Source organism: Bradyrhizobium pachyrhizi, assembly GCF_001189245.1.
Lineage (GTDB): Bacteria > Pseudomonadota > Alphaproteobacteria > Rhizobiales > Xanthobacteraceae > Bradyrhizobium > Bradyrhizobium pachyrhizi.
On sequence record NZ_LFIQ01000058.1, the window covers coordinates 7,810 to 34,037 of the forward strand.

Genomic DNA, 26,228 nt, shown 5'->3' on the forward strand with positions numbered 1-26,228 from the left:
GTCGATCACCAGCAGCTCGACGCCGGTGAGCAGCAGGCCGCCGCGTTCGGTGTGGTCGAGCAGGCGGCCGGGCGTTGCGATCAGGACGTCGACGCCACGCATCAGCTTGGAGTCCTGGTCGCCGAACGAGACGCCGCCGATCAGCAGGGCGACGTTGAGTTTCTGGCCGGCGCCGTATTTGTCGAAGTTCTCCTTCACCTGCGCGGCGAGTTCGCGGGTCGGCTCGAGGATCAGGGTGCGCGGCATCCGTGCCCGGGCGCGGCCCTTCTCGAGGATCGTGAGCATCGGGAGAACGAAGGCAGCGGTCTTGCCGGTGCCGGTCTGGGCAATGCCGAGGACGTCGCGCCGGGCGAGAACGTGCGGGATTGCCTGTTCCTGGATGGGAGTGGGGTTGGTGTAACCGGTAGCCGCAACAGCGGCGAGGACCTTATCGGACAGGCCTAGATTGGAAAAAGACATTGAGCCTCTGGTCGAAACCGCCGTTCGGAATCGAAGGTAAAAGGCTGTCGCGTTCGGCCCCGAAACGGCTCGCTTTTCTATAAAGCTCGGGGGCTCTGACTAACGCTGACGGACGGCAAACCTGACGAATCGCGTTTCGATCCGAGGGCCGCGTTGCCTCGCAACATAGGGGCGAAACCGGTAAAGTCAATCTTGGAACCGGCCGGATAGCCGAAAAAGCTTAACGTTTTGACTGAAATACGCGTCTTTTTCGTCATTTGGCGGTCAAATGAATCACGACTCCCGCCCCGGACGGCGAGGCTGCAGCGGGGGCTTCCGCGCTGTTTTTCATCCTGAATCCGCCGGGCGTCAGGCCTTCGGAAGCGCCGAATATCCGGTAGAAAGTGGCGAGGCTGCCGAACCCGCAGGTGAGGGCGATGTCGGCGATCGGCCGCGGCGGCTTCTCGCGAAGCAGCCTTCGGCTCTCGCTCAGGCGCTGGGCGGTGACGGTCTGCGAAAAGCTCGTCCCGGTCGCTTCGAACAAGACGTGCAGGTAGCGGACCGAGACGCCGAGCATGCCGGCGACCATCCCTGGCGACAGGCTTGGCCTGGCAAGATGGCGCGTGATCAGGCGGCGCGCGAGGCTGAGCCGGCCGACGCGCAGCGCCTGCTGCGCCCGGCGGCTGCCCGGCCTGATCACACCGCGCTCGATCAGCGCAAGGTCCGCCACGATCTTAACCAGCGCAGGAATGCAAGCGTTATCACCGGCCTCCGTCGCCTCCTTGAAGTCGGCGAGGCAAGCTTCGAGCAGCGGCGCCCAGCCGTGATTGCTGGTCGCCGCTGAGCCCTGACGGGCTGGCTCAGGTGCCGGGATTTGATCCGCCCGCAGGTCCGCGGCATCGAGAGGAATGCGCGTCGCGCCTGTAGCTAGCGTTTCCTGGCTGTGATCCCCGTGCTTACCGCGCATCGTGACTGATCCCTCGCTCTGCGTGAGAGCGCGCGTCGCCGGTAAGGAAATTTGCGGTGCCGAACCCGGACGAAGCGCCGCAGTGGTTCTGGCGAAATGGCCGGAAAATATCTTCTCAATGCGCGCAGGCTGATCACTTCGGTTCAACGAACGTCGGATCGCGCGGCGGTGTGAAGTTCAAGGAGGTGAAAGGGGCGCGGCCGAGCTACGGCAAATTGCGAGCGCGGTGTCCCGGCCGGTCCGGACGGGCGCTCAGGCCGTTTGTGCGCGATAGTCGCCCGGCGTCATGGATTCGGATGCATTGAAGAGGCGGTAGAACGTCGCAAGGCTCTCGAAGCCGCAGGCAAAGGCGACCTCGGCGATCGTCTGCCTGGGCTGCTCGCGGAGCAGCCGGCAGCTTTGTTCGAGCCGGAGCGCGGTGACGGTCTCCGAGAAGCTCATCTCGGTCTCCTCGAACAGGATGTGCAGATGACGGACCGAGATGCCGAGCAGGCCGGCAATCAGGGTTGGCGACAGCGCTGCACGCGCCAGATGGCGCCGGATCAGGCGGCGGGCCAGCGACAAATGGGCGGTTCGCAAGGCCTGCTGCGCGAGCCGGCTCTTCGGCCGCATGATGCCGCGCTCGATCAGCGCAATATGGGCCAGGGCCTGCACCGTCGGAGCCGTGCCCGCCGCCGCGGCATCGTTGCTTTCGATGAGGTCGCGGAAGCATGATTCCAGCAAAGCCCGCAGCGCGGTCTCATCCTGCAAGGGCCTGGGGACGAGTTCGCCGAGCTCGGCGCCCGACGGGACGATGTTCGCCACCGGGACCTTGATGATGCGCAGGTGGAAGCCGTCATCGTGCAGGGGGACAGTGCGATAGGGCAGGTCCGAATAGCTGGTCGCGAACATGCCGTCGCGAACGGAAAATTCATCGAGCCGCGCGCCGCCGAACCAGCCGCCGCCGCCAAGCTGCTGGTAGATGCACAGGCTGTCGCTGGCCGCGTCGGCGATGTCGCCCGTGCGCCGCTCGACACGGTACGGCGAGGCCCGCAGCTCGACCAGCCCGGCATCGCCGAGCTTGCGCAGCGAGAACTCGCCGAAGAAGTCGCGGCGCCGGTCGGCTTCCAGCTCGGCAGTGACGCCGAACAGCCCCTTGGCGCGAACCTCGCGCCAATAGTCGAAGCGATCCTTGGGATCGACTTGATCAGTAGACCATGTGTGCACGGAAAAGCCGTTGCGACGTGCGGAGAGCTCGAGCCGGATGGAGGTTCGAATCTATCACGCGGGCCGTAAAAAGAAACTTGACCTAAGACAAATCGGACCCCTCATTTCGGCCTGGCGTGGCCGGCCGGAATGGCCGTCCGCGGCCGGCCTTGAACCGGCCAAACGGCTGGTCCGACTATTAGGCGGCGGTCGCACGGGCGGCGCGTTTGTCGTGCAGACGGGAAAACGGGATGAAGAGCTGGCTTTCGAGACTTTCGGCGATCCTTTGGGCGGTTGCATTTGTCGCATCGGCCGCACCCGCCCAGGCCGAAAAGCGCGTCGCGCTGGTGATCGGCAACAATGACTACAGGAACGTGCCCAGGCTGCAGAAGGCGGTCAACGACGCCCGCACCATGGGCGACACGCTGAAGCAGCTCGGCTTCAGCGTCATGGTGGCCGAGAACCTCAACCGACAGGCGTTCTCCGAGACGCTGCTCGCGTTCGACCGCGCCGTGGAACCCGGCGATACCGCGTTCTTCTTCTATGCCGGCCACGGCTTCGAGATCGCCGGCCAGAATTTTCTGCTGCCGACCGACGTCCCGGCCGCCACTGAAGGCCAGGAGGAATTGGTGCGCGACGCCTCTGTTCTCGCCGACCGCATCGTCGAGCGCTTGCAGAACAAGAAGGCGCGGACCTCGATCCTGGTGTTCGACGCCTGCCGCAACAATCCGTTCGAGCGCGCCGGCACACGGGCGGTCGCCGGCGGCGGTGGCCTCGCGCCGATGACGCAGCTGCCGGAGGGCGTGTTCTCTGTGTTCTCGGCGGGTCCGCGTCAGACCGCACTCGACCGTCTGTCGAACGATGATGCCAATCCCAATTCGGTGTTCACGCGGACCTTCGCCAAGGAGCTGCTGCAGCCCGGCGAGAATCTTGTGCAGGTCGCGCAGCGCACGCGGCGCCTGGTCAGCGAGATGGCCGAGACCGTGAAGCACAAGCAGATCCCGGTCTATTTCGACCAGATGGTCGACGATGTCTTCCTGAACGGGATCGCGAAGGGGCAGGCCGAGGCGGTCAAGCCGTCCGCGCCGTCGCAGCAGGTGGCCGCGCTGCCGCCGGTCGCGGTGCCGAAGCTGCCGAAGGAGGATTCGATCAACGCGCCGATCGCGAGCTTCTCGCGCCACAATGGCGGCTGGACCGTGGTGTTCTCAATCGCCGATCCGACGCTCGGGATTTCCTGGCGGATCGGCGACAGCGGCGATTTCCGCGAAACCGGCTTCATCGACACGCTCGATCCGCGCACGCGCAAGCGGATGCCCAATCCGTCGGTCGAGCTGCCGGCCGATGCGCCGGCCGCCACGATCGAGATACGCTATGTCGATACGCAAGGCATGATGCAGGGGCCGTTCCCGATCAAGTTCGATCCCGACGCCGCGCTGATCCGCGACCAGCGCAAGATCCTCGACATGACCGCGACCAGCTGGCTGTCATTCCGCGAGTTCAACGGGCTGCTGGTCTACTATACGCACCTGATGTCGTATCGCTGCGCGATCCGCGAGGTGCGCATCGGCATCGACACTGCGGTGCCGGACAAGGTCCTGAAGATGCCATCCTGCAATTCGCGCGATCCCAGCGCGATCCCGTCTGACGCGCAGCCCTATCTGAAGCTCGCGCCGCAGACCAAGGCGGTCTCGGTCGAGCTGACCTATCGCGACGGCAGCGTGTCGGAAATCAAGACCTTCAGGCGATAGCCTTGCATCCTTGTTGCCCGATCGATCCGCGTTACAATCTGGTTCTGAGGGGCGAGGCAGCGGTGAGGACGGCATCATGGATGCAGGCTATCCGGCAGGGCCGAACACGCGTCAGATCAGGGCGCGCTGCTGCGTGGTCGGTGGCGGGCCGGCCGGCATGATGCTTGGCTATCTGCTCGGACGCGCCGGGGTCGATGTCGTGGTGCTGGAGAAGCACGCCGACTTCTTCCGCGACTTCCGCGGCGATACCGTGCATCCGTCGACCCTGCAGGTGATGGACGAACTCGGCCTGATCGACGGCTTCCTGAAGCTGCCGCATCAGGACATCCAGACGCTCGACGGCATGTTCGGCGGCACCTCGGTGCGGATCGCCGACCTCCGCCGCCTCAGCGTCAAATACCCCTTCATCGCGATGATGCCACAGTGGGACTTCCTCAATTACCTGCGCGAGAGCGGCAAGCGCTTCCCCTCGCTGAAGGTGCTGATGAAGGCCGAGGCGACCGATCTGATCCGGCGCGGCGATGCTGTCGCAGGCGTGCACGCGAACACACCCGACGGCCCGGTCGAGATCGAGGCGGATCTGACCATCGGCTGCGACGGACGTCATTCGATCGTGCGCGAGCGCGCAGGCCTCGACGTCGAGGAGATCGGCGCGCCGATGGATGTGTTGTGGTTTCGCGTCGGGCGGCGTCCGGACGAGACCGAGAATTTGTTCGCCCGCGTCGAGCACGGCAAGATGATGGTGACGTTCGATCGCGGCGACTACTGGCAATGCGCCTATGTGATCGCCAAGGGCCAATACGAGGCGGTGAAGGCGAGGGGATTGCCGGCGCTGCTCGACGACGTGCTGCGGCTGGCGCCGATCCTCAAGGCCGGCATTGCCGATGTGAAGAGCTTTGACGACGTCAAGCTGCTCACGGTCGCGATCAATCGCTTGACGCGCTGGACCCGTCCCGGCCTGCTCTGCATCGGCGACGCCGCGCATGCGATGTCGCCGATCGGCGGCGTCGGCGTCAATCTCGCGGTGCAGGATGCCGTCGCGACCGCCAACATCCTGGCGGCGAAGCTCGTTCACGGCGTACCGTCGGAAGACGAGCTCGATGCGGTGCGACGGCGCCGCGAATTCCCGGTGCGCGTGACACAGCGCATGCAGGTGATCGCGCAGAACAACATCATCAGCGCCGCGCTGAAGGCCGGCGATCAGCCGGTGCCGTTGGCGCTGCGGTTGATCACGGCAATGCCATGGCTGCAGGGTCTCACCGCACGTATGGTCGCCGTCGGGGTGCGGCCGGAGCACGTGCATTCGCCGGCGGCGGGCTGAACGGCGCGCCGTGCGGCCGGAAGGAATTCATCAGGGATAACAGCTGCTTAATTCGATTGATGAAAGTTGCTCGACCGCAACAGCAAGACAAGATTCGAAATGCGCGCGAGCGGATTCCGCTCCGGCAGCTTCAGCGATTTTCTTTTGGTAAGGGTCTCTCTGGAAAAGCTGTGCCATCAGACAACCTGGGGGTGCTGCTGTGTTTCGTACCAAATTCATTGCCGTCCTGACTGCAACCACGGCGCTCGGCGTCAGCGCCGCATCGGCCGCCGACCTTGCCGCCCGTCCGTACAGCAAGGCACCGGCCTATGTGGAAACGATCTACAACTGGGCCGGCTTCTACATCGGCGGGCACCTCGGCGGTGCCTGGACCAACGAGCAGTGGGTCAACAGCGCCAACACCTCGCCGTTCGGCGACCTCTCGCCGGGCCAGGGCTTCCGTCAGCGCGGCTCGGGTTTCATGGGCGGCGGTCAGATCGGCTACAACTGGCAGGCCAACAATTTCGTGTTCGGTGTCGAGGGCACGATCTCCGGGCTCGACAATTCCGGCCGCGTCACCAACACGGTGTTCGGCGTCGGCCGCGACGATCAGTTCAGCTGGCGCTCGAATGTCATGGCGACGATCGTCGGTCGTGCCGGCTACGCGATCCAGAACAACCTGCTCTATATCAAGGGCGGCTATGCCGGCGTGAACAACCGCCTGTCCGTCGTCGACAATCTTCCGCCGTCGACCGGCTCCGGCAGCCAGACTCATTGGGCCAGCGGCTGGACCGTCGGCGGTGGCTGGGAATACGGCATCACCCGCAACTGGACCATCGGCGTCGAATACAATTACGCGGCCTTCGAGCGTCAGGCCTATCAGCTCGCCGGCACCGCCGCAGGGACCTATACGTTCGATGCCAAGCCGCGCGACATTCAGTGGGCGGTGGTGCGCGTGAACTACAAGTTCGACGCGCCGGCCATCGCGCGCTACTGAACTACTCTGAGGCGAACAGGATGCGAGGGCCCCGGCGATGCGCCGGGGCTCTCGTGTTTCAGGGCGCTCGTGTTTTCAGGCCATCACCGAATAGCCGCCGTCGACGGGGATCGCGGTGCCGGTGACGAAGTCCGACGCCGGCGACGCCAGGAACACGGCGATGCCTGCGAAGTCGTCGATCGCACCCCAGCGTGCCGCCGGCGTGCGCGCAAGCACACGCTCGTGCAGCCCAGCCACCTGCTGGCGCGCGCCTTTGGTCAGGTCGGTATCGATCCAGCCGGGCAGGATGGCGTTGACCTGGATGTTGTCGGGAGCCCAGGCGTTGGCGCAGGCGCGGGTGTACTGCACGATGCCGCCCTTGCTCGCGGCATAGGCCGCGGCGAAGCTCGCACCGAAGATCGACATCATCGAGCCGATATTGATGATCTTGCCATGGCCCGACGCCTTGAGCGCCGGATAGGCCGCCTTCGAGCACATGAACGCGCTGGTGAGGTTGGTGTCGATCACCTTGCTCCACTCGTCCAGCTCGAGCTCGTGCGGAGGCTTGCGGATGCTCATGCCGGCGTTGTTGACGAGAATGTCGATCCGGCCGAGCTCGCGGACGACCCGTTCGACCATGGCCGCGACGGCAGCCTTGTCGGTCACGTCGGTTGCCACCGCGATCGCCTTGGCGCCGCGCTTGCCGAGATCCTCGACGGCGGCCTTTGACTTCGCCTCGTTGCGGCCGACCACGGCAACCGCCGCGCCGGCGTCCGCCAGGCCGCGCGCCATGCCAAGCCCGATGCCGCCATTGCCGCCGGTGACGATGGCGACCCGGCCCGAGAGATCAAACTGTCCGTTCTTCATTGTTGTTGTCCGCTGAGGTTTGAACCGGGCGCGAGAGTGCCCGATCGTCACGGCGCTGACCAGATCGGCCACAGCCGGTCCGCCCTGCGCCGGCGGGCTTGCGCGTGGGGCGATTTCCACGACGTTCGGGCAACAAAAAAGCCCCGGACAATGCCGGGGCTTTTGCTCTGCAATCTCAGCAGGGATCAGTACGCAGCTCAGTACTTGGCGACAACCGGACCGGTCCAGTTGAAGCGGTAGACCAGCGAGGTGCTGATGGTCTGGACAAGCGGCTTGAAGGTGATGTCGCGGCCATTCGAGATGTTGGTGCCGTCGACCAGCTCCGAGATGTTCTTGTTGTCGTAGTAAGCGGCGCGATACTCGGTCTTCATGAACCAGCCCGGCGCGGTGATGCCGAAGATGTTCAGGTTGTTCTCGACGCCGCCGCCGACGAACCAGCCGCCGCGATCGAAGTCGTTGGTGTGGAGACCCGAGGGAAGCGCGCTTGCGGTGTTGAACAGCGTGGTGCCCTTCCAGTGCGAGCTGGAGTAACCGGCGTTGACGTAGGACAGGACGTTCGGCGCGATCAGGTAGCCGAGGCGCGCACCAGCCGCCCAGCTGTAGTCGTTCTTGATGTTGCCGGCGACGAACGGACCCTGATCCTGGATGGTGCCCTTCAGGCTGCCGAACTGACCGTCGGCGAACACGCCGATGACCCAGCTGTTGGCGGTCTGCCAGTCGTAACCGGCGCCGACGGTGCCGTACCAGCCATCGCCGCCCTGGCGCTGGTTGAAGCCGAGGATCGGCGCACCCGTGACGGTCGACTGGACGCCCGTGTCAGCATCCCAGACGCCGCCGCCGCCACCGCCGAAGATGTAGAAGCCGGTCCAGCTCGGAGCGACCGGAACCGGGGCAGGAGCCTTGGTGTAGGGGCGGGCGGCCAGGTCGGCAGCCGACGCCGATGCCGTCATCGCAGCAACCGCGGTCAGAGCGAGCAAAATCTTCTTCATATCCAAATCCTCGACTAGCGTTCGATCAGGTCGCTCAGGGGAGTGCGCTGGCACCGATTCCCGAAACTCATGTTGGGACTATACGTGGTTCCGTTGGAAATGCTGTTGCTGGTGAGACACATCCGGCCGAAAACGAAGCCACTGGGGCTCTCCGAACGGGCAAAATGGCAACGGCCGCCCCGATCTGGGGGCGGCCGGAAACTCATTTCAGATCAATCGGTTGGGCCTAGACGTCGAGCAGGTCGTCGCTGGCGAATTCGGCCTTGTCGGAAATGAAGGCGAAGCGGGCTTCGGCCTTGGTGCCCATCAGCCGCTCGACCGAGTCGGCGGTGCCCTCGCGATCGTCGGCCAGCAGCACCACGCGCAGCAGCGTGCGCTTGGCCGGATCCATCGTGGTTTCCTTGAGCTGCGTCGGGTTCATTTCACCGAGGCCTTTGAAGCGGCTGACCTCGACCTTGGCGTTGGCGTTGAACTCGCTCTTCAGCAATTGGTCCTTGTGCACGTCGTCGCGGGCATAAACCGACTTGGTGCCGTGGGTCAGCTTGTAGAGCGGCGGCACCGCCAGATAGAGGTGCCCCTGGTCGATCAACGGCCGCATCTGCCGATAGAAGAAGGTGATCAGCAGCGAAGCGATGTGCGCGCCGTCGACGTCGGCGTCGGTCATGATGATGATGCGCTGATAGCGCAGATCCTCTTCGCGGTAATGCGCGAGCATGCCGCAGCCGATCGCCTGCACGAGGTCGGAGAGTAGCGCGTTAGCCGTCAGCTTGTCCTTGCCGGCAGAGGCGACGTTGAGGATCTTGCCGCGCAGCGGCAATATTGCCTGGGTCTTGCGATCGCGCGCCTGCTTGGCGCTGCCGCCGGCCGAGTCGCCTTCGACGATGAAGAGCTCGGAGCCTTCGGTACCGGCGTCGGAGCAATCGGCGAGCTTGCCGGGCAGGCGCAGCTTCTTGCCGGCGGTCTTGCGCGCAGTCTCCTTTTCCTGGCGGCGGCGCAGCCGCTCCTCGGCGCGATCGATCACGAAATCGAGCAGCCGGTTGGCCTGGTTCGGATTGCCCGACAACCAATGGTCGAACGGATCCTTCATCGCCTGTTCGACGATGCGCTGCGCTTCGGCGGTGGCGAGGCGGTCCTTCGTTTGGCCCTGGAATTCAGGCTCGCGCACGAACACCGAGAGCATGACGGCCGCGCCCACCATCACGTCTTCCGAGGTGATGGAGGCCGCACGCTTGCCCTGGCCCGCGCGTTCGGCGTGGTCCTTGAGGCCGCGCAACAATGCGCTGCGCAAGCCCGATTCGTGCGTACCGCCATCGGGCGTCGGCACCGTGTTGGTGTAGGACGACAGGAAGCCGTCGGCATCGGCCGTCCAGGCCACGGCCCATTCGCACGCGCCATGCGCGCCGCTGCGGCCGGATTTGCCGGAGAAGATATCCTGATGCACCAGCGTGTCGGCGTGGATCGCCGCGGCCAGATAGTCCTTCAGGCCGCCGGGGAAGTGGAACTTGGCTTCCGCCGGGACGTCTTCGACGCCCTTCAAGAGCTCCTGGTCGCAGTGCCAGCGAATCTCGACGCCGCCGAACAGATAGGCCTTCGAGCGCGTCATCTTGAACAGACGCTGCGGCTTGAAAGCCGCCTTGGCGCCGAAAATGTCGGTGTCCGGCTTGAAGCGGATGCGCGTGCCGCGGCGGTTGTTGACCTTGCCGAGGTCTTCGAGCTTGCCCTTGGGATGGCCGCGCTCGAAGGTCATGCGATGCAACTGACCGCTGCGCGCAACCTCGACCTCGAGCCGCGAGGAGAGGGCGTTGACCACGGAGACACCGACACCGTGCAGGCCGCCCGAGGTCTCGTAGACCTTGGAGTCGAACTTGCCGCCCGAGTGCAGCGTGCACATGATGACTTCGAGCGCCGACTTCTTCGGGAATTTCGGATGCGGGTCTACCGGAATGCCGCGGCCATTGTCGGTCACGGTCAGGAAGCCGTCGGCGGTCAGCTCCACGTCGATGAAGGTGGCGTGGCCCGCCAGCGCCTCATCCATGCAGTTGTCGATCACCTCGGCGAACAGGTGGTGCAGGGCCTTCTCGTCGGTGCCGCCGATATACATGCCAGGGCGCCGGCGGACCGGTTCCAGCCCCTCCAGCACCTCGATGTCAGCCGCCGTATAGCCGGCTTCGGCGCCTCCGGCGGATCGCGAAGCAGCCTTCGCCGGAGCGCGTCCCTTCGGTTCCGGGGCTCCGAACAGATCGTCGGCAGATTTACTTTTGGCGTTCGACTTCAATGATTTGGCCATGGTTCTTCAAGTGGCGCACCGGTCACGGCGCGGCGAATCGGTTGCTCTGACTATGCCACGGATGGGCTGCAAATGGGGACGGCCGCACCCTGGAGCCCGGCCATCCTCATAGATAGGAGACCGCGATTACGCCCGCGAGGTGCGGAATACAACGACCGTGAACAGGGCCATGGCGGCGACCACCAGCAGTGATCCGACGATCGGCGCCGCCTCGAACGACGGTCCCTTCAGCAGCACGGCGGCCACACCGGCCGGGAACAGGACGCCGCCGACGATATGCAGCCAGCCCTGGATTCTGGCGAGCAGCATGCTGCCCGCTTCCGGCACCAGCCGGTAGTAGAGGCCGAACAGGAACAGCAGTACGCCGCCGACCAGATTGAGATGCGCATGCGCCGGTCCCAACGTGAAGTCGTGATGGATACCCATGGCGATGCCCGCGAGCATTCCGAACAGCAGGACGAGAACGCTCACGCACATCATCAGCGATCCGATCATCCAGTAATTCCTTTTTCTTGTGAGGGAGATGCCAGCCTGGACCTCAGGGGCCTTACGGGAAATCACGCTCGATCCCCGCCTTTGTGACTTGATGTCACGCGATCGGCTGGCTTACCTGTTCTTAGGCTGCGTGCTGCTAGAAAGGTTCAATCGAGGTTCAACGGAGCGGGAAGGCACACGACGAGATGGAAGACCTTGCGCGGGCCCTGGCCGAGTTTGTGCGCCACCACCAGGCCTGGGCCGCTCCGATCGTCATGCTGCTGGCGTTCGCTGAATCGCTCGCCTTCATTTCATTGCTGGTTCCGGCCTGGGGCGCGCTGGTCGCGATCGGCGCCCTGATCGGCGTCAGCGGGATCAGCTTCTGGCCGATCTGGATCGCGGGCGGCGTCGGCGCTGCACTCGGCGACTGGGTCTCCTACTGGTTCGGCTATCGCTACAAGGAGCAGGTCGCGCAGATGTGGCCGCTGTCGCGCTACCCGGAGATCCTGCCGCGCGGCGAGGCCTTCGTGAAGAGCTGGGGCGTGCCCAGCATCTTCATCGGCCGCTTCTTCGGTCCGCTGCGCGCCTCGGTGCCGCTTGCGGCCGGCATTTTCGAGATGTCGTACTGGCAATTCCAGATCGCCAATTTCGTGTCCGCCCTGGTCTGGTCGGCAGCGCTGCTGCTGTTCGGCGACGTCATCGCGCATGCCATCGAGTGGGTGTGGCGGGTGGTGTAGCAAGCTCCGGAATAAGGCCGACCTGCAGGGGTTAGGCGGGAGGGTAACCGCTCGCGCTGTCGGCATCGCGCGAGTATCGAAACGCTGATACAACCGCGCCCACCGGGCGCGAATTCATCGGGCGCAGTCTCACTGGGAAGGACAGCACATGGAATTGACACGACGTCATGCTCTCGCCGGCGCTGCCGGCATCGCCGCTGCACCGTTGCTATCAGCCGTTCCTGCGGCCGCTGTGGCGGCGGTCGCCGACAAGCAGGCGCCGAGCTTCTATCGCTACAAGGTCGGCGACATCCTCGTCACCGTGGTGTCCGACGGCAAGAACGTCTTCAAGCTGGAAGACTCCTTCATCCCCAATGCGAAGCGGGACGACGTCAACGCGGCGCTGGAGAAGGCGTTCATGCCGCGGGACATGATGACGATCTGGTTCGCACCGCTGGTGCTCAACACCGGCGGCAAGCTGGTGGTGATCGACACCGGCAATGGCGCGCTGGCGAAGGCCAGCACGAAGGGCGCCAATGGCCTGTTCGCCGACAATTTCGTCGCCGCCGGCTTCGATCCCAAGAATGTCGACATGGTCGTGATCTCGCACTTCCACGGCGACCACGTGAACGGCCTCTTGACCGCCGAAGGCACGCCGGCATTCCCCAATGCCGAGGTGCTGGTGCCGGCAACCGAATGGAAGTTCTGGATGGACGATGGCGAGATGAGCCGGGCGCCGGCCGGCCGCATGCAGGGCCTGTTCAAGAACAACCGCAATATCTTCGAAGCCGGCCTGAAGAAGAAGGTCACCCCCTACGAGTGGGGCAAGGAGATCGCGCCGGGCCTGACCTCCGTCGAGACCGTCGGCCACACGCCGGGCCACACCTCCTACGTGCTGGCCTCAGGCCCGGACAAGGTCTTCATCCAGTCCGACGTCACCAACAATCCGAACCTGTTCGCGACCAACCCCGGCTGGCATGCGTTCTTCGACCAGGACGGCGACGTGGCGGAGAAGACCCGCCGGCGCATCTACGACATGGTGGTTGCCGAGCGGCTCCAGGTGCAGGGCTTCCACTATCCGTTCCCGGGCCTCGGCAATGTGGTGAAGGACGGCAGCGGCTATCGCGTCGTGCCGGCACCGTGGAATCCGGCGATTTAAGGTGTCATTCCGGGGCGATGCGTAGGCATCGAACCCGGAATCTCGCGCCGTAACCTCTGGATTCCCCGATGCGCGATTGCGCATCTGAGGTTCGCGCGCAATGCGCGCCCCGGAATGACAAAAGCAACCTTGACGTCAAGCCGGCGCGGCCTTATAGCCGCGCCCATGATCAACGCCGCGACCATCATCATTGCCAGCCGCCGCCGCATTTTCGCGGTATGGGCGGTCGCTCGCGTTTAAGACCATCGCCTCTGCCGCCGGACCTGATCCCGCGGCGCTCTCCTGAAAAAGACACGCGGTTCGATCTGGCGGCTCCTTCGTCATGCAGGAGCATCAATCATGTATACGCCACCGCCCTTCAAGCCAGACCGCGCCGCGAGCCTTGCCTTCGCGGAAGCGCGCGGCTTCGGCATGGCCTGCGCGTGGGACGGCGCCAAGCCGATCGCCTCCGCGCTGCCGTTCTATCTGACCTATGCCGCGGACGGGACACCGCGGGCGCTGTTTCATGTTGCCCGTCACAATCCGCTGGTAAAGCTGGCGGGCGGGTTGCCAAGTGGGGGGGCCTGGCTGCTGGCCGTCAACGGCGCGGATGCCTATGTGTCGGCGGACTGGTATGTGTCGCCCGACCAGGTGCCGACCTGGCTCTATCAGGCCGTGCATCTGACCGGGCCGGTGCGGACCCTGTCGGGTGAGGAACTTGCGCTTCAGATCGATGCGCTGAGCGCCAAGTTCGAGGACCGGCTGCTGCCGAAGAAGCCGTGGATGTCAGGCAAGATGACAGCCGCGCGGCTCGATGCCATGAAGAAGGCGATCGTGGGCTTTGAGATGACGGTGGAAGAGGTGGAGGGCAGCTTCAAGCTGAACCAGCACAAATCCGAGACCGACTTTGCGGCGGTCGCAGCCCACCTTGGCGTGCAGGCGGATGCCGGCGCGCAACAGATCGCGCATCTGATGCGGCAGGCGCGGCCGGATGTCTTTGCAAACCAAACGAACGAGCTCGAAAGGAGCGTGCCATGACTCTCACCGACACCAATCCAAAGACCAAGAGCGGTGCGACCAAGGCCACCGTGTTCGTCGATGGCGCGTCCGGCACGACCGGCCTCGGCATCCAGGAGCGGCTGCTCTCGATCGGCGACGTCGCGGTGAAGCACATCGCCGAGGACAAGCGGAAGGACGCCGGCGCCAAGCGCGCGCTGATGGAGGAGGTGGATCTCGTGATCCTCTGCCTGCCTGACGAGGCCGCCAAGGAGACCGTGGCGTTGATCGACACGATGGGCAATGCCGCGCCGAAAGTGCTCGACGCCTCGACGGCCTATCGCGTTGCGCCCGACTGGGCCTACGGTTTCCCCGAGCTCGCGCCCGACCAGGCCGACAAGATCCGTAACGCGAAGAAGGTCTCCAATCCGGGTTGCTATCCGACCGGCGCGATCGCGCTGTTGCGGCCGATCGTCGATGCCGGCCTGCTGCCGGCGGATTATCCCGTCACCGTCAACGCGGTGAGCGGTTATTCAGGCGGCGGCAAGTCGATGATCGCCAGCTTCGAGGACGGCTCGGCGCCGGCCTTCGAGCTCTACGGCCTCGGCTTCGAGCACAAGCATGTGCCGGAGATGCAGCTCTACTCGCATCTGACGCGAAGGCCGATCTTCATCCCGTCGGTCGGCAACTACCGGCAGGGCATGCTGGTTTCGGTGCCGCTGCAACTCGACGCGCTGCCGGGCAAGCCTGATGGTGCCGACCTGCAGGCGGTTCTGGCGAAATGGTACGCCGGCAGCAAATATGTCTCCGTGATGCCGCTGCAGAACGAGGCCGCCAAGGGCGGGCGGCTCGAGCCGGAGGCGCTCAACGAGACCAACCAGCTCGAGCTCTACGTCTTCGCCAGCGACAAGCACCACCAGGCGGTGCTGGTCGCGCGACTCGACAATCTGGGCAAGGGCGCCTCGGGTGCCGCGGTCCAGAACATGCGGCTGATGCTCGGGCTGGCCGACAGCTGACGGCGACGCGGATCGTGGACGACGCCACGCTGCAGTTCTATCGGCGCAATGCCGAGGCCTATGCCGGGTGGGCGAAAGCCCCGTCCACCCGGCTGATCGGCTTTCTGAAGCTGCTGCCGCCGGGCGGCGCGATCCTCGAACTCGGTTGCGGCGCCGGCAATCATGCCGCTGTCATGCTCGCCGAAGGCTTTGTGCTGCGTGCGACCGACGGGTCGCCCGAGATGGCCGAGGTCGCGGCGCGCCGCATCAAACATCCCGTCGAGGCGATGCTGTTCGATGAGCTCGAGGACCGCGAAGCCTATGACGGCGTCTGGGCCAGCGCGTGCCTGCTGCACGTGCCGCGCGACGAATTGGCCGGCATCATCGGCCGCATCCATCGGGCGCTGAAACCCGGTGGCGTTTTCTACGCGAGCTACAAGATCGGCCATGGCGATGGCCGCGACAGCATCGGCCGCTACTACAATTATCCCGGGGCGGACTGGCTCGCTGCGACCTACGCCGCTTCAGGGGCATGGACGCAAGTCTCGTCCGACACCAGCGAGATCAAGAGCTTTGACGAGGCGCCCGCGACGATGCTGCACATCGTGGTGCGCAAGGGCTGCTAGTTGATGCCGCGCCGGCGCGGCTGTCGCCGCAACCGGCGGGAATATTTGGATCAGACGACCTTGAAGATCGCGAGCGCCAGCACCGCCTGGGCTAGGAAGCCGACCGTGAAGGCCAGGGTGCGGAACACCGGCAGGCCGAGCGTGTACACGATCAGGTGGGCGACGCGGGCCCAGAAATAGACGGCGCAGGCGAGCACGGTCCATTTGGTGGAATAGTCGGCCGCGTTGAGGATCAGGACCAGCGGCGCGAAGATCACGAGGTTCTCGACCGCGTTGTCATGGGCGAACATCAGCCGGTTGGCCCATTCCGCGTGCGGCTTGTCGTTGCGCGAGGGGTTGCCCATGGCGCCGGAGAGGCCGCGCACCTGGCAGCGGTTGATGATGTAGGGGATCCACAAGAGCCCGGTCAGGATCACCGTCAGCGACAGCCAGAACAGTTCGCGCGTCATCGTCTCCCCCTCACGTGAATTCGATTCCCGACCGTCGGGACCGTCTGTTTATAGCTGAGCGGGAGACTTGGCGCTACGCGAAGACTTGATGCTACGCGAACACCTGACGCTATGCGCGCACGCGGACATAGCTGCCCGGGGCGTCCTCGAGCACCTGCGTGCCGTCGGAGCCGACCATGCGCGCCGGGACCGTCTCCGGATCATGGCTTTCCAGCCAGCCGCGCCAGTCGGGCCACCACGAGCCCTTGTGCTCCTCGGCGCCCTTCAGCCAGTCGGCGAGCTTCATGTCCTTGATGTTGTCGTTGGTCCAGTACTGGTACTTCTTCGACGCGGGCGGATTGACGACGCCGGCGATATGGCCGGAGCCGGACAGCACATATCTCACCGGGCCGCCGAAGAACTGCGAACCGTAGAGCACCGATTCCGCCGGCGCGATGTGATCCTCGCGTGCGGCGAGGTTGTAGACCGGCACCTTCACCTTCGACAGATCGAGCAGCGTGTTGTCCAGCACCATGGTGCCGGTCGACAGGCGGTTCTCCAGATAGCAGTTGCGCAGGTAGTAGGAGTGGTTCGACGACGGCATCCGCGTCGCGTCCGAATTCCAGTGCAGCAGGTCGAACGAGGAGGGCGTCTGGCCCTTCAGATAATTGTTCACGACATACGACCAGATCAGGTCGTTTGAGCGCAGCATGTTGAAGGCCATCGCCATCTTGCTGCCCTCGAGCACGCCGGATTCCTGCATGTCGCGTTCGAGCGCCGAGATCTGGTCTTCGTCGACGAACACCAGGAGATCGCCGGCATGGGTGAAGTCGACCTGCGCGGCAAAGAACGTCGCCGACGTCACGCGCTGGCGGCGCTTCTCGGCGAGATAGGCGAGCGTCGAGGCGAGCAGGGTGCCGCCGACGCAATAGCCGGCGGTGTGCACCTTCATCTCGCCGGTGACCTTCTCGATGACGTCCATCGCCGTGAGCGGGCCTTCGGTCATGTAGTCGGCCCAGGTCTTCTTGCCGAGCTCCCTGTCCGGATTGACCCAGGAGATCACGAACACCGTGATGCCCTGGTCGACGCACCATTTGACGTAGGATTTCTCGGGGCGCAGATCGAGGATGTAGAACTTGTTGATCCAGGGCGGCACGATCAGCAGCGGCGTGCGCAGCACGTTCTTGGTCGCCGGCGAATACTGGATCAGCTGCATCAGCTCGTTCTGGAAGATCACCTTGCCCGGCGTCGTCGCCATGTTGACGCCGACCTCGAGATTGCTCGAGTCGGACTGGCGGATCCGCAGCGTGCCGTGGCCGGCCTCGATATCCTCGGCCAGCATCTTCATGCCGCGCACCAGATTGTCGCCATTGGTCTCGACGGTGGCGCGCAGCACCTCCGGATTGGTCAGCACGAAATTCGACGGCGCCAGCGCGTTGGTGATCTGCTGGACGTAGAATTCGGCCTTCTTGCGCGTGTGGGGATCGATCCCGTCGGCGTCATGGACCAGCTGCTGCGCCCATTTCGCGGTCAGCAAATAGAGCTGCAGGATGAAGTCGAAGAACTGGTTCGACTTCCATTCCGGATCCTGGAAGCGCTTGTCGCGCGGGGCCGGGGCGATCGCCGGTTTGGCATCGGCCTCGCCGGCCATGCGGCGCACCGCCGAGCCCCAGAGATCGAGGTAGTCCTTGCCGAGCTGCATCTGCAGCGACGAGGCGCGTTCCTTGTCGGACAGCCAGTATTCGGCGATCACGCTGAAGGTCTTGATGACCTCACCGAGCTCATTGGGCGGCTTGTCGCGGACTTCTCCCGTCTGGCGCGGCTTGAGATAGGCTGCCAGCGCCTGGCCGCTGCTCTCCATCGCCCGCGCGATGTTCATGGCGAAGGCTTCGGCGTTGAATTTCGGGGTGGCCTGGGTGTCGGTACTAACGTTGCTCATCTGAGGTACAATATCGCGTCGTTTGGAGGGCGTCATCGCGCGGTGCGGCAATGGAAATCAGTCAAAATCCGATGTTTCGCTCTGTTGCGGTGCGAGAAAAAATCTTTGTTTAGTCATATTGAAGCCTCAGGGGTCGCTTTTGGTGTTCCCGCTTTAAGCGTTTCGGGCGACAATGGTTTGAAACGCTGAAGTCGGAATTAACGCAGCGGGGACGCTGCAAGGCTCGTACCAGTGCGACCCGTGTCGGCAACGTGCGACGTGCGCGCTAGCTTGTTGGGGACAATTCGGCGCATGCCGATCGATCGAATGAACAGGGGGCTCGCGGCCGCAGTGCTGCTCGCGTCGTTGGTGGCGCTGAGCGGGTGCTCGAGCACGATCGCCGATATGACGATGCCGGCCGATGCGCCGGCGCGCGAGAAGGACGCCGGCGGCTACCTGCCGGTCCATGATCTTCCGCCCGACCGCGCCGACCCGACGATCAAGCCGGCCGATCAGGCCAAGATCGAGCAGGAGCTGATAGCCGCGCGCGCGCGGCAGGCCTCGTCGGCCGCCCAAAGCGGGAAGTAGCGCCCGACGAACGGCCGATCAGCGCTGGCGCCGCCCGGTGTCCGTGCTAAAAGAAACCCAGTTCAACCGCAGATCCGGCCGCAGCCCCCAGATCGCGCGCCTGAATTCGCTCTAAGTCATTGATTCAGTGCGATTTCTGTCAGAGGCCGAGCCGGCTTCCGCAAACTGGACCAAGGGGGTCGATTCTGGCATCGCGGTTGTCGGAGCAAGGGTCCCATGGAAGATTTTTACCGCATTCGCCGTCTGCCGCCTTACGTCTTTGAGAAGGTCAACCAGGCCAAGGCGGCCGCGCGCAACGCCGGGGCCGACATCATCGACATGGGCATGGGGAACCCGGACCTGCCGACCCCGCCGCATGTGATCGAGAAGCTCAAGGAGACGCTGGGCAAGCCGCGAACCGATCGCTACTCGGCCTCGCGCGGCATCAACGGCCTGCGCAAGGCCCAGGCCGCCTATTATGCGCGCCGCTTCGGCGTCAAGCTCAACCCCGACACCCAGGTGGTCGCGACGCTCGGCTCGAAGGAGGGGTTTGCCAACGTCGCGCAGGCGATCACGGCGCCCGGCGACGTCGTGCTGTGCCCCAATCCGAGCTACCCGATCCATGCCTTCGGCTTCCTGATGGCGGGCGGCGTGATCCGCTCGGTGCCCTCGGAGCCGACGCCGCAGTTCTTCGAGGCGGTCGAGCGGGCGATCATCCATTCGATCCCGAAGCCGATCGCGCTGATCGTCTGCTATCCGTCGAACCCGACCGCCTATGTCGCGGACCTCGACTTCTACAAGGACCTCGTCGCGTTCGCGAAGAAGCACGACATCTTCATCCTGTCCGATCTCGCCTACGCCGAGGTCTATTTCGACGAGAACAATCCGCCGCCATCGGTGCTGCAGGTGCCCGGCGCGATCGACGTCACCGTCGAGTTCACCTCGATGTCGAAGACGTTCTCGATGGCCGGCTGGCGCATGGGCTTTGCGGTCGGCAATGAGCGGATCATCGCGGCGCTGGCGCGGGTCAAATCCTATCTCGATTACGGCGCGTTCACGCCGGTCCAGGTGGCGGCGACCGCGGCGCTGAACGGTCCCGACGATTGCATCCGCGAGATGCGCGACACCTACCGCAAGCGCCGCGATGCGCTGGTCGAGTCATTCGGCCGCGCCGGCTGGGACATTCCGCCGCCGCAGGCCTCGATGTTCGCCTGGGCGCCGCTGCCCAAGGCGTTCGAGGCGGTCGGCAGCATGCAGTTCGCGACCCTGATGGTGGAGAAATCCGGCGTCGTGGTGTCGCCCGGCGTGGCGTTCGGCGAGCATGGCGAGGGCTATGTCCGCATTGCGATGGTGGAGAACGAGCAGCGCATCCGGCAGGCCGCGCGCGGCGTGCGCCGCTTCCTTGAAAGCGGCATCGAAACGTTGCACAACGTCGTTCCTCTCGCCAACCGACGCTAATCCTTCCAGGTTGCTCAATCTCCAGGTCCCTTAAATCCATGGTCGCACCCCTGAACGTGGGCATAGCGGGGCTCGGCACCGTCGGTGCCGATGTCGTCCGCCTCATCGAAACGCAAGGACGGGCGCTGGCCGAGCGCAGCGGGCGCGGCGTTCGCGTCGTCGCGGTCACGGCGCGCTCGAAAGCCAAGAAGCGCGGCCTCGACCTGCGCGGCATCGCCTGGGCGAAGAGCCCCGAGGCGCTCGCCGAAGATCCCAATATCGACTGCTTCGTCGAATTGATGGGCGGCGCCGGAGATCCCGCGCTGTCCGCGATCGAGACCGCGCTGAAGGCCGGCAAGTCGGTCGTCACCGCCAACAAGGCGCTGATCGCCAAGCATGGACTGCGTCTCGCCGCTTCTGCCGAGAAGCACGGCGGCGCGCTGAATTTCGAGGCGGCGGTCGGTGCGGCGATCCCGGTCATCAAGACGCTGCGCGAGGGCCTCGCGGGCACCAGCGTCAACCGCGTCTACGGCATCCTCAACGGCACCTGCAATTACATCCTGACCCGGATGGAGCAGGAGGGCCTGTCGTTCGAGGAGTGTCTGAAGGACGCCCAGCGTCTCGGCTATGCCGAAGCCAACCCGTCGTTCGACGTCGATGGTCACGACACCGCGCAGAAGCTCGCAATCCTGGCGAGCCTCGCCTTCGGAACCAAGGTCGCGGAAAGCGCGGTTTATGTCGAAGGCATCTCCTCGATCACGCCGGAAGACCTCAAGGCCGCCGCGGAACTCGGTTACCGCGTCAAGCTGCTCGGCGTTGCCGTGCGCACGGCAAAGGGCATTGAGCAGCGCGTGCACCCGACCATGGTGCCGAAATCATCCTCGATTGCGCAGGTGATGGGCGTCACCAATGCGGTGGCGATCGACGGCGAGGGGATTCCGCCGATCACGCTGGTGGGACCCGGCGCCGGCGGCGGCGCAACCGCTTCGGCCGTGGTCGCCGACATCGCCGACGTCGCCCGCGGCATCCGCGCCAAGCCGTTCGGCCGTCCGGTGGAGCGGTTGCGCGACACCACCAAGGCGCCGATGGAACGCCATGAAGGTGGCTATTATATCCGCCTGATGGCGCGCGATCTTGCAGGCACTGCCGCAACAATCGCCACCCGGCTGGCGGAACAGAAGATATCTCTGGAATCCATCGTGCAACGGCACCCGGATGGCGTCGATGTGAACGGCGCGGCCAAAAAACCTTCACCGGTCCCGGTCATTCTGATTACCTATGCGACCAGCGAGGATGCCGTGCATCGTGCGCTGGCCGCAGTGCAGCGCGATAAGGTCATCAGCGGCCGGCCGCAGGTGATCCGGATCGAGAAAAACTAGCGCATGGCCTGAACGGGTCGGGCGTGAGACGATTGATGCGGGCAGGCTGGCCTGTCCCCGAGGCTTAAGGAGTACGCCGATGTCGACCCATATTTCCGTTCCGCCGCAGATGCTGCTCGAGCGCATCCTGACGCTCGAAATCGTGCGCGTGACGGAGCGCGCGGCAGTGTCGGCCGCGCGGCTGCGCGGCCACGGCCAGGAGAAGGCCGCCGACAAGGCCGCGGTCGACGCGATGCGGCGCGAGCTCAACAAGCTGCCGATCGAGGGCACCATCGTGATTGGCGAGGGCGAGCGCGACGAGGCGCCGATGCTGTTCATCGGCGAGAAGGTCGGCCTCAATGCCGGCCCCAAGGTCGACATCGCGGTCGACCCGCTCGAAGGCACCACGCTGTGCGCCAAGAACATGCCGGGCTCGATCGCCACGATGGCGATGGCCGACGGCGGCACGCTGCTGCACGCGCCCGACGTCTACATGCAGAAGATCGCGATCGGCCCGGGCTACGCCAAGAACGTGATCGAGCTCGACGCGCCACCGGCCGACAACGTCCGCCGGCTCGCCAAGGCCAAGGGCGTCGACCCCAGCGCAATCAACGTGCTGGTGCTCGACCGTCCGCGCCATGCCGACATCATCAACAGCGTGCGTTCGACCGGCGCTGCCGTGCAGCTGATCACCGACGGCGACGTCGCCGGCGTCATTCACTGTGCCAAACCCGATGAGACCGGCGTCGACATGTATATCGGCACCGGCGGCGCGCCCGAGGGCGTGCTCGCGGCAGTCGCGCTGCGCTGCATCGGCGGCCAGATGCAGTGCCGCCTGATCCTCGACACCGAGGAGAAGCGCGAGCGCGCGCACAAGATGGGCGTCACCGATCCGAAGATGATCTACGGTATCGAGGACATGGCCAAGGGCGACTGCCTGTTCGCCGCCACCGGCGTCACCACCGGCTCGCTGCTGACCGGCGTGAAGTTCAAGAAGGACGTAATCGAGACCGAGACGGTCGTGATGCGCTCGGTCACCGGCACCGTGCGCTACATCAAGGCGGAGCATCGGCAGCTCGAGAAATTCCACCTGGACTAGGCAACGTCATTTCCGGGGCGTCCGAAGAACGAACCACAGATGCGCAATTGCGCATCGGGGAATCTCGAGGTTCCGGGTCTGGTGCTACGCACCATCCCGGAACGACGGGATAAACAACAACAAGAAAAAGGGAGACGCGCATGTCCGATCTGTCCGGGGTCAAGGCGCTGGTATTCGACGTGTTCGGGACCGTGGTGGACTGGCGCACCAGCCTGATCGACGACTTCACCAAATGGGGCGAGACGCGCGGTATCAAGGCCGATTGGACCGCGCTGGTCGATGGCTGGCGCGCGGTCTATGCGGCCTCGATGGACGAGGTGCGCAAGAACCCGCAGAACGGCTACGTCATCCTGGACGTATTGCACCGCCGCTCGCTGGAAAAACTCGTCGCGCAGTTCGACATCAAGGGGCTGAGTGAGGCCGATTTGCAGCATCTGACGCTGGGCTGGCATCGCCTGCACGCGTGGCCCGACAGCGTCGCCGGTCTGACCCGGCTGAAGACCAAATACATCATCTCACCGCTGTCCAACGGCAACGTCGCGCTGCTCACCAACATGGCGAAGTTCGCGGGCCTGCCGTGGGATCTCGTGATGTCGGCCGAACTGTTCGAGCACTACAAGCCCGATCCGGAAACCTATCTCGGCGCCGCGAAGCTGCTCTGCCTGCCGCCGGAGCAGGTGATGATGGTCGCCGCGCACAATTACGACCTGAAGCACGCGCAGAAGCTCGGCCTGAAGACCGCCTTCGTGGCGCGTCCGACCGAATACGGTCCGCTGCAGAAGTACGATTTCGAGGCCACCGGCGAGTGGGACATCGTGGCCAAGGATTTCGGGGAAATCGCCAGCCGAATGGGCTGCTAGAACTGGTCCACAAATCATCGAAGCGTTACGATTCCTGCCTGATTGGGAAGGGCTCATGACGCTGCACGCATCCGCACTGCCCGTCGAGGCGCCACAGGCGTTCCTCGGCGTGACGCGGTCGCTGACCGGAAAACTCTGGCGCGACCGGCTGGATGCGCGCGGGGCGGCGCGGGCGCTCGCGATCGTGCAGCGCTATCAATTGCCGGAAATGCTGGCGCGCGTGCTGGCGGGGCGCGACGTCGGGATCGACGAGGTTCCCGACTTCCTCGACCCGACCATCCGCAAGCTGATGCCGGATCCTCACACGGTCACCGAGATGGAGCATGCCGCCAAGCGCATCGCGGATGCCGCGGTGCGCGGCGAGAAGGTTGCGATCTTCGGCGACTATGATGTCGACGGTGCGACTTCGGCCGCGCTGCTGACCTGGCATCTGCGGCACTGCGGGCTGGACCCGCTGATCCACATTCCCGACCGCATTTTCGAAGGCTACGGACCGAACGTCGACGCCGTGCGCGCGCTTGCGGCGAAGGGCGCGACGCTGCTCGTCACGGTCGATTGCGGCACCACCAGCATCGAGCCGCTGGCGGAAGCGAAGAAGCTCGGGATGTCGGTCGTCGTGATCGATCATCACCAGACCGGCGATGAGTTGCCCGAGGTCGACGCGCTGGTGAATCCGAACCGGCCCGACGATCTCTCCGGGCTCGGCCATCTCGCTGCGGTCGGCCTCGTGCTGGTGACCTTGGTCGCGGTGAATCGCGAGCTGCGCCAGCGCGGCTTCTGGACCGGCGAGATGCCGGAGCCGGACCTGCTCAGCGTGCTGCATCACGTCGCGCTCGGCACCGTCGCCGACGTCGCGCCGCTGATCGGGCTCAACCGGGCCTTCGTCGCCAAGGGCCTGATCGCGATGCGACGCCGCGATCATGTCGGCCACACCGCGTTGATGGACGTCGCGCGGCTGAACGGCCCGCCGGAGGCCTGGCATCTCGGCTTCATGCTGGGACCGCGCATCAATGCCGGCGGGCGCATCGGGCGCGCCGATCTCGGCGTGCGGCTATTGCTCGAAGGCGATATCTCGGAAGCTGCGAGGATCGCGGCCGAGCTCGATCGCCTCAATGCCGAGCGGCGCGTGATCGAGCAGGCGGCCGAGGCGCAGGCCGAGGCCGAGGCGCTGGCCTCGCTCGGGCTCGAGGACAAGGGCGCTGTCATCGTCACCGCGGCGGAAGGCTGGCATCCCGGCGTGGTTGGGCTGGTCGCGGCGCGGCTGAAGGAGAAGTTCGCGCGTCCCGCGTTTGCGATCGCGTTGGAGCCCGGCGGCATCGGCACCGGATCGGGCCGCTCGATCGGCGGCGTCGATCTCGGCAAGGCGGTGCGGCAGGCGGTGCACGACGGCCTTCTGATGAAGGGCGGCGGGCACGCGATGGCGGCCGGCGTCACGCTGCGCAAGGAGAAGCTCGCCGAATTCCGCGCTTACATGGAGAGCGCGCTGGCGGCCGACGTCGCCAATTCGCGCCACGAGAACGAGCTGTTCATCGATGGCGCCGTGAGCGCGCGCGCGGTGACGCCGGAGTTCGCCGGGACACTCAATCGCGCTGGCCCGTTCGGCAGCGCCAATCCGGAGCCGGTGATCGCGCTGCCGTCGCATCAGCTGGTCTATGCCGACGAGGTCGGGCAGGCGCATCTGCGGCTGCGCTTCAAGTCCGGCGATGGCTCGATCGTCAACGGTATCGCATTCCGTTCCGTCGGACAGAAGCTCGGCAGCGCCTTGACGCAAAATCGCGGCCAGCAATTGCACGTGGCGGGCTCTCTTGCGGTCGACCGTTGGCAAGGCACCGAACGTGTGCAATTCCGTGTCCTCGACGTCGCGGTGCCGGATCAGGGCCCGACGGTGATCCGATAAGAAACGTTGGGAGAGGACATGTCAGGACAGGTTGAAGGCAAGGTCGCGCTGGTGACCGGCGGCGCATCGGGCATTGGCGAGGCCATCGTCGAATTGCTCGCGCAGGAAGGCGCGACCGTTATTGCGACCGATATCGATGAGTTGAGGGGACCCGAGCTCGCCGCGCGGCTCACCAAGGCCGGGCGGAACGTGACCTTCTTGCCGCAGGACGTTACCAGCGAGGAGCGCTGGATCGAGATCATCAGTGAGATCGGCAAACGCCATGGTCGCCTCGATATCATGGTCTCGAATGCCGGCATCGGCATCGGAGCGCCCTCGATTGTCGAGATGTCGCTCGCGGACTGGCGTCGCCAGACCGCCATCAATATCGACGGCGTATTCTTGTCGGTGAAGCACTCGCTGCCGCTGATGCGCAAGCATGGCGGCGGCTCCATCATCATGATGTCGTCGCTGGCCGGCCTGCGCGGCGCAGCGACCCTTTCCGGCTACAGCGCCACGAAGGGCGCGGTCCGGTTGTTCGCCAAGTCGATCGCGATGGAGTGCGCGCAGGTGAACGACGGCATCCGCGTCAACTCGGTGCATCCCGGCATCATCGACACTCCGATCTGGGGCAAGATCCCGACCGGCGCGACCGGTGCCGGCCAGAACGCGCCGATCGATCCGGAGGAGCGGGCAAGGTTCGCCACGCCACTCGGCCGCGCCGGCCAGGCCATCGAGATCGCCCAGGGCGTGCTGTATCTCGCTTCGGACGCGTCGCGTTACGTCACAGGCAGCGAGCTTGTGATCGACGGCGGCATGAATGCCGGCGGCGTGGTGCGGCAGCCTGCGACCCGGTAGGAGCGAACTGTCGTAGCCCGCATGAGCGGAGCGATATGCGGGTAATGCGTCCCCGGGTTTCGCTTTCGCTCACCCGGGCTACGCAGATCGCATGATGCCTAAAGCATGATCCGGAAAAGTGCGAA

General features: G+C 65.1%; 24 protein-coding genes. 15 read left to right on the plus strand and 9 right to left on the minus strand.

Annotation, left to right across the window (positions count from 1 at the left end; all coding sequences use genetic code 11):
• The 3 genes from AKL29_RS44685 to AKL29_RS11790 all read right to left on the minus strand — a co-directional run.
• Positions 1 to 459, minus strand: a 459-nt coding sequence (locus tag AKL29_RS44685) for a DEAD/DEAH box helicase (protein ID WP_244481955.1), incomplete at its 3' end; no start/stop codon positions are given.
• Between the two features lie 253 nt (positions 460 to 712).
• Positions 713 to 1,552 (minus strand): helix-turn-helix transcriptional regulator, encoded by an 840-nt coding sequence (locus AKL29_RS11785; RefSeq protein WP_244481957.1) that lies wholly within the window; start codon positions 1,550 to 1,552, stop codon positions 713 to 715.
• A 105-nt stretch (positions 1,553 to 1,657) separates the two neighbouring features.
• Positions 1,658 to 2,611, minus strand: a complete 954-nt coding sequence (locus tag AKL29_RS11790; RefSeq protein WP_050384276.1) for a helix-turn-helix transcriptional regulator — start codon at positions 2,609 to 2,611, stop codon at positions 1,658 to 1,660.
• Between the two features lie 230 nt (positions 2,612 to 2,841).
• Here AKL29_RS11790 and AKL29_RS11795 point away from each other — a divergent pair, with 230 nt between their 5' ends.
• The 3 genes from AKL29_RS11795 to AKL29_RS11805 all read left to right on the plus strand — a co-directional run bounded on the left by AKL29_RS11795 (position 2,842) and on the right by AKL29_RS11805 (position 6,635).
• Positions 2,842 to 4,338 carry a caspase family protein gene (locus tag AKL29_RS11795; RefSeq protein ID WP_050384277.1) on the plus strand — a complete coding sequence of 499 codons (1,497 nt, stop codon included), beginning with the start codon at positions 2,842 to 2,844 and terminating at the stop codon, positions 4,336 to 4,338.
• A gap of 76 nt (positions 4,339 to 4,414) precedes the next feature.
• Complete coding sequence (locus AKL29_RS11800; RefSeq protein WP_082190561.1) at positions 4,415 to 5,659, plus strand: FAD-dependent oxidoreductase; 1,245 nt, start codon at positions 4,415 to 4,417, stop codon at positions 5,657 to 5,659.
• Between the two features lie 199 nt (positions 5,660 to 5,858).
• Positions 5,859 to 6,635: an outer membrane protein gene (locus tag AKL29_RS11805; RefSeq protein WP_050384278.1), complete on the plus strand. Its 777-nt coding sequence runs from the start codon at positions 5,859 to 5,861 to the stop codon at positions 6,633 to 6,635.
• Between the two features lie 75 nt (positions 6,636 to 6,710).
• Here AKL29_RS11805 and AKL29_RS11810 read toward each other — a convergent pair whose 3' ends face one another.
• The 4 genes from AKL29_RS11810 to AKL29_RS11825 all read right to left on the minus strand — a co-directional run bounded on the left by AKL29_RS11810 (position 6,711) and on the right by AKL29_RS11825 (position 11,252).
• Positions 6,711 to 7,481: an SDR family NAD(P)-dependent oxidoreductase gene (locus AKL29_RS11810; RefSeq protein WP_050384279.1), complete on the minus strand. Its 771-nt coding sequence runs from the start codon at positions 7,479 to 7,481 to the stop codon at positions 6,711 to 6,713.
• A 197-nt stretch (positions 7,482 to 7,678) separates the two neighbouring features.
• Positions 7,679 to 8,470 carry an outer membrane protein gene (locus tag AKL29_RS11815; RefSeq protein WP_028332202.1) on the minus strand — a complete coding sequence of 264 codons (792 nt, stop codon included), beginning with the start codon at positions 8,468 to 8,470 and terminating at the stop codon, positions 7,679 to 7,681.
• Between the two features lie 226 nt (positions 8,471 to 8,696).
• Positions 8,697 to 10,757, minus strand: coding sequence for a DNA topoisomerase IV subunit B (parE, locus tag AKL29_RS11820; RefSeq protein WP_028332201.1), 2,061 nt, complete (start codon positions 10,755 to 10,757; stop codon positions 8,697 to 8,699).
• Between the two features lie 126 nt (positions 10,758 to 10,883).
• Complete coding sequence (locus tag AKL29_RS11825; protein ID WP_028332200.1) at positions 10,884 to 11,252, minus strand: hypothetical protein; 369 nt, start codon at positions 11,250 to 11,252, stop codon at positions 10,884 to 10,886.
• A gap of 185 nt (positions 11,253 to 11,437) precedes the next feature.
• Here AKL29_RS11825 and AKL29_RS11830 point away from each other — a divergent pair, with 185 nt between their 5' ends.
• From AKL29_RS11830 to AKL29_RS11850, 5 genes are all read left to right on the plus strand, one after another.
• A complete protein-coding gene (locus AKL29_RS11830; RefSeq protein ID WP_028332199.1) occupies positions 11,438 to 11,968 on the plus strand; it encodes a DedA family protein in 531 nt (176 codons plus the stop codon).
• A gap of 148 nt (positions 11,969 to 12,116) precedes the next feature.
• Positions 12,117 to 13,106: an MBL fold metallo-hydrolase gene (locus tag AKL29_RS11835; protein WP_050384280.1), complete on the plus strand. Its 990-nt coding sequence runs from the start codon at positions 12,117 to 12,119 to the stop codon at positions 13,104 to 13,106.
• Between the two features lie 339 nt (positions 13,107 to 13,445).
• Entirely contained in the window at positions 13,446 to 14,123 is a 678-nt protein-coding gene (locus AKL29_RS11840; RefSeq protein WP_050384281.1) for an FMN-binding negative transcriptional regulator, read from the plus strand.
• Positions 14,120 to 15,097: an N-acetyl-gamma-glutamyl-phosphate reductase gene (gene argC, locus AKL29_RS11845; protein WP_050384282.1), complete on the plus strand. Its 978-nt coding sequence runs from the start codon at positions 14,120 to 14,122 to the stop codon at positions 15,095 to 15,097. Before AKL29_RS11840 ends, argC begins: the two co-directional genes overlap by 4 nt.
• Positions 15,098 to 15,111: 14 nt before the next feature.
• Positions 15,112 to 15,702 carry a class I SAM-dependent methyltransferase gene (locus AKL29_RS11850; RefSeq protein ID WP_050384283.1) on the plus strand — a complete coding sequence of 197 codons (591 nt, stop codon included), beginning with the start codon at positions 15,112 to 15,114 and terminating at the stop codon, positions 15,700 to 15,702.
• Positions 15,703 to 15,752: 50 nt separating this feature from the next.
• Here the strand turns inward: AKL29_RS11850 and AKL29_RS11855 are convergent, their stop codons facing one another.
• Together AKL29_RS11855 and AKL29_RS11860 are read right to left on the minus strand one after the other, a co-directional pair.
• Complete coding sequence (locus AKL29_RS11855) at positions 15,753 to 16,151, minus strand: MAPEG family protein (protein ID WP_028332193.1); 399 nt, start codon at positions 16,149 to 16,151, stop codon at positions 15,753 to 15,755.
• 109 nt (positions 16,152 to 16,260) lie between these two features.
• Positions 16,261 to 18,069, minus strand: a complete 1,809-nt coding sequence (locus AKL29_RS11860; protein ID WP_050384284.1) for a PHA/PHB synthase family protein — start codon at positions 18,067 to 18,069, stop codon at positions 16,261 to 16,263.
• A 291-nt stretch (positions 18,070 to 18,360) separates the two neighbouring features.
• On the opposite strand from AKL29_RS11860, the gene AKL29_RS11865 reads away from it, so the two are divergent.
• The 7 genes from AKL29_RS11865 (at position 18,361) to AKL29_RS11895 (ending at position 26,103) form a co-directional block, all read left to right on the plus strand.
• Positions 18,361 to 18,636: a hypothetical protein gene (locus AKL29_RS11865; RefSeq protein ID WP_050384285.1), complete on the plus strand. Its 276-nt coding sequence runs from the start codon at positions 18,361 to 18,363 to the stop codon at positions 18,634 to 18,636.
• 216 nt (positions 18,637 to 18,852) lie between these two features.
• Positions 18,853 to 20,073, plus strand: coding sequence for an LL-diaminopimelate aminotransferase (locus AKL29_RS11870; protein WP_016842955.1), 1,221 nt, complete (start codon positions 18,853 to 18,855; stop codon positions 20,071 to 20,073).
• A gap of 38 nt (positions 20,074 to 20,111) precedes the next feature.
• Entirely contained in the window at positions 20,112 to 21,431 is a 1,320-nt protein-coding gene (locus AKL29_RS11875) for a homoserine dehydrogenase (protein ID WP_050384286.1), read from the plus strand.
• A 79-nt stretch (positions 21,432 to 21,510) separates the two neighbouring features.
• The gene (gene glpX, locus AKL29_RS11880) at positions 21,511 to 22,509 is read left to right on the plus strand and encodes a class II fructose-bisphosphatase (RefSeq protein ID WP_028332190.1); all 999 of its coding nucleotides are present in this window, start codon (positions 21,511 to 21,513) and stop codon (positions 22,507 to 22,509) included.
• Between the two features lie 140 nt (positions 22,510 to 22,649).
• Positions 22,650 to 23,369, plus strand: coding sequence for a haloacid dehalogenase type II (locus tag AKL29_RS11885; RefSeq protein ID WP_028332189.1), 720 nt, complete (start codon positions 22,650 to 22,652; stop codon positions 23,367 to 23,369).
• 55 nt (positions 23,370 to 23,424) lie between these two features.
• Positions 23,425 to 25,266 (plus strand): single-stranded-DNA-specific exonuclease RecJ, encoded by a 1,842-nt coding sequence (recJ, locus tag AKL29_RS11890; RefSeq protein WP_050384287.1) that lies wholly within the window; start codon positions 23,425 to 23,427, stop codon positions 25,264 to 25,266.
• Between the two features lie 18 nt (positions 25,267 to 25,284).
• Positions 25,285 to 26,103 carry an SDR family NAD(P)-dependent oxidoreductase gene (locus AKL29_RS11895; RefSeq protein WP_050384288.1) on the plus strand — a complete coding sequence of 273 codons (819 nt, stop codon included), beginning with the start codon at positions 25,285 to 25,287 and terminating at the stop codon, positions 26,101 to 26,103.
• Positions 26,104 to 26,228 lie beyond the last annotated feature (125 nt).

Bases quoted from the DNA above. Each gene is read 5' to 3' on its own strand.
- AKL29_RS11795 (WP_050384277.1), top strand. From the start codon at position 2,842: ATGAAGAGCTGGCTTTCGAGACTTTCGGCGATCCTTTGGGCGGTTGCA.
- AKL29_RS11800 (WP_082190561.1), top strand. From the start codon at position 4,415: ATGGATGCAGGCTATCCGGCAGGGCCGAACACGCGTCAGATCAGGGCG.
- AKL29_RS11810 (WP_050384279.1), bottom strand. From the start codon at position 7,481: ATGAAGAACGGACAGTTTGATCTCTCGGGCCGGGTCGCCATCGTCACC.
- AKL29_RS11815 (WP_028332202.1), bottom strand. From the start codon at position 8,470: ATGAAGAAGATTTTGCTCGCTCTGACCGCGGTTGCTGCGATGACGGCA.
- parE (WP_028332201.1), bottom strand. From the start codon at position 10,757: ATGGCCAAATCATTGAAGTCGAACGCCAAAAGTAAATCTGCCGACGAT.
- AKL29_RS11825 (WP_028332200.1), bottom strand. From the start codon at position 11,252: ATGATCGGATCGCTGATGATGTGCGTGAGCGTTCTCGTCCTGCTGTTC.
- AKL29_RS11830 (WP_028332199.1), top strand. From the start codon at position 11,438: ATGGAAGACCTTGCGCGGGCCCTGGCCGAGTTTGTGCGCCACCACCAG.
- AKL29_RS11835 (WP_050384280.1), top strand. From the start codon at position 12,117: ATGGAATTGACACGACGTCATGCTCTCGCCGGCGCTGCCGGCATCGCC.
- AKL29_RS11840 (WP_050384281.1), top strand. From the start codon at position 13,446: ATGTATACGCCACCGCCCTTCAAGCCAGACCGCGCCGCGAGCCTTGCC.
- argC (WP_050384282.1), top strand. From the start codon at position 14,120: ATGACTCTCACCGACACCAATCCAAAGACCAAGAGCGGTGCGACCAAG.
- AKL29_RS11855 (WP_028332193.1), bottom strand. From the start codon at position 16,151: ATGACGCGCGAACTGTTCTGGCTGTCGCTGACGGTGATCCTGACCGGG.
- AKL29_RS11860 (WP_050384284.1), bottom strand. From the start codon at position 18,069: ATGAGCAACGTTAGTACCGACACCCAGGCCACCCCGAAATTCAACGCC.
- AKL29_RS11865 (WP_050384285.1), top strand. From the start codon at position 18,361: ATGCCGATCGATCGAATGAACAGGGGGCTCGCGGCCGCAGTGCTGCTC.
- AKL29_RS11870 (WP_016842955.1), top strand. From the start codon at position 18,853: ATGGAAGATTTTTACCGCATTCGCCGTCTGCCGCCTTACGTCTTTGAG.
- AKL29_RS11875 (WP_050384286.1), top strand. From the start codon at position 20,112: ATGGTCGCACCCCTGAACGTGGGCATAGCGGGGCTCGGCACCGTCGGT.
- glpX (WP_028332190.1), top strand. From the start codon at position 21,511: ATGTCGACCCATATTTCCGTTCCGCCGCAGATGCTGCTCGAGCGCATC.
- AKL29_RS11885 (WP_028332189.1), top strand. From the start codon at position 22,650: ATGTCCGATCTGTCCGGGGTCAAGGCGCTGGTATTCGACGTGTTCGGG.
- recJ (WP_050384287.1), top strand. From the start codon at position 23,425: ATGACGCTGCACGCATCCGCACTGCCCGTCGAGGCGCCACAGGCGTTC.
- AKL29_RS11895 (WP_050384288.1), top strand. From the start codon at position 25,285: ATGTCAGGACAGGTTGAAGGCAAGGTCGCGCTGGTGACCGGCGGCGCA.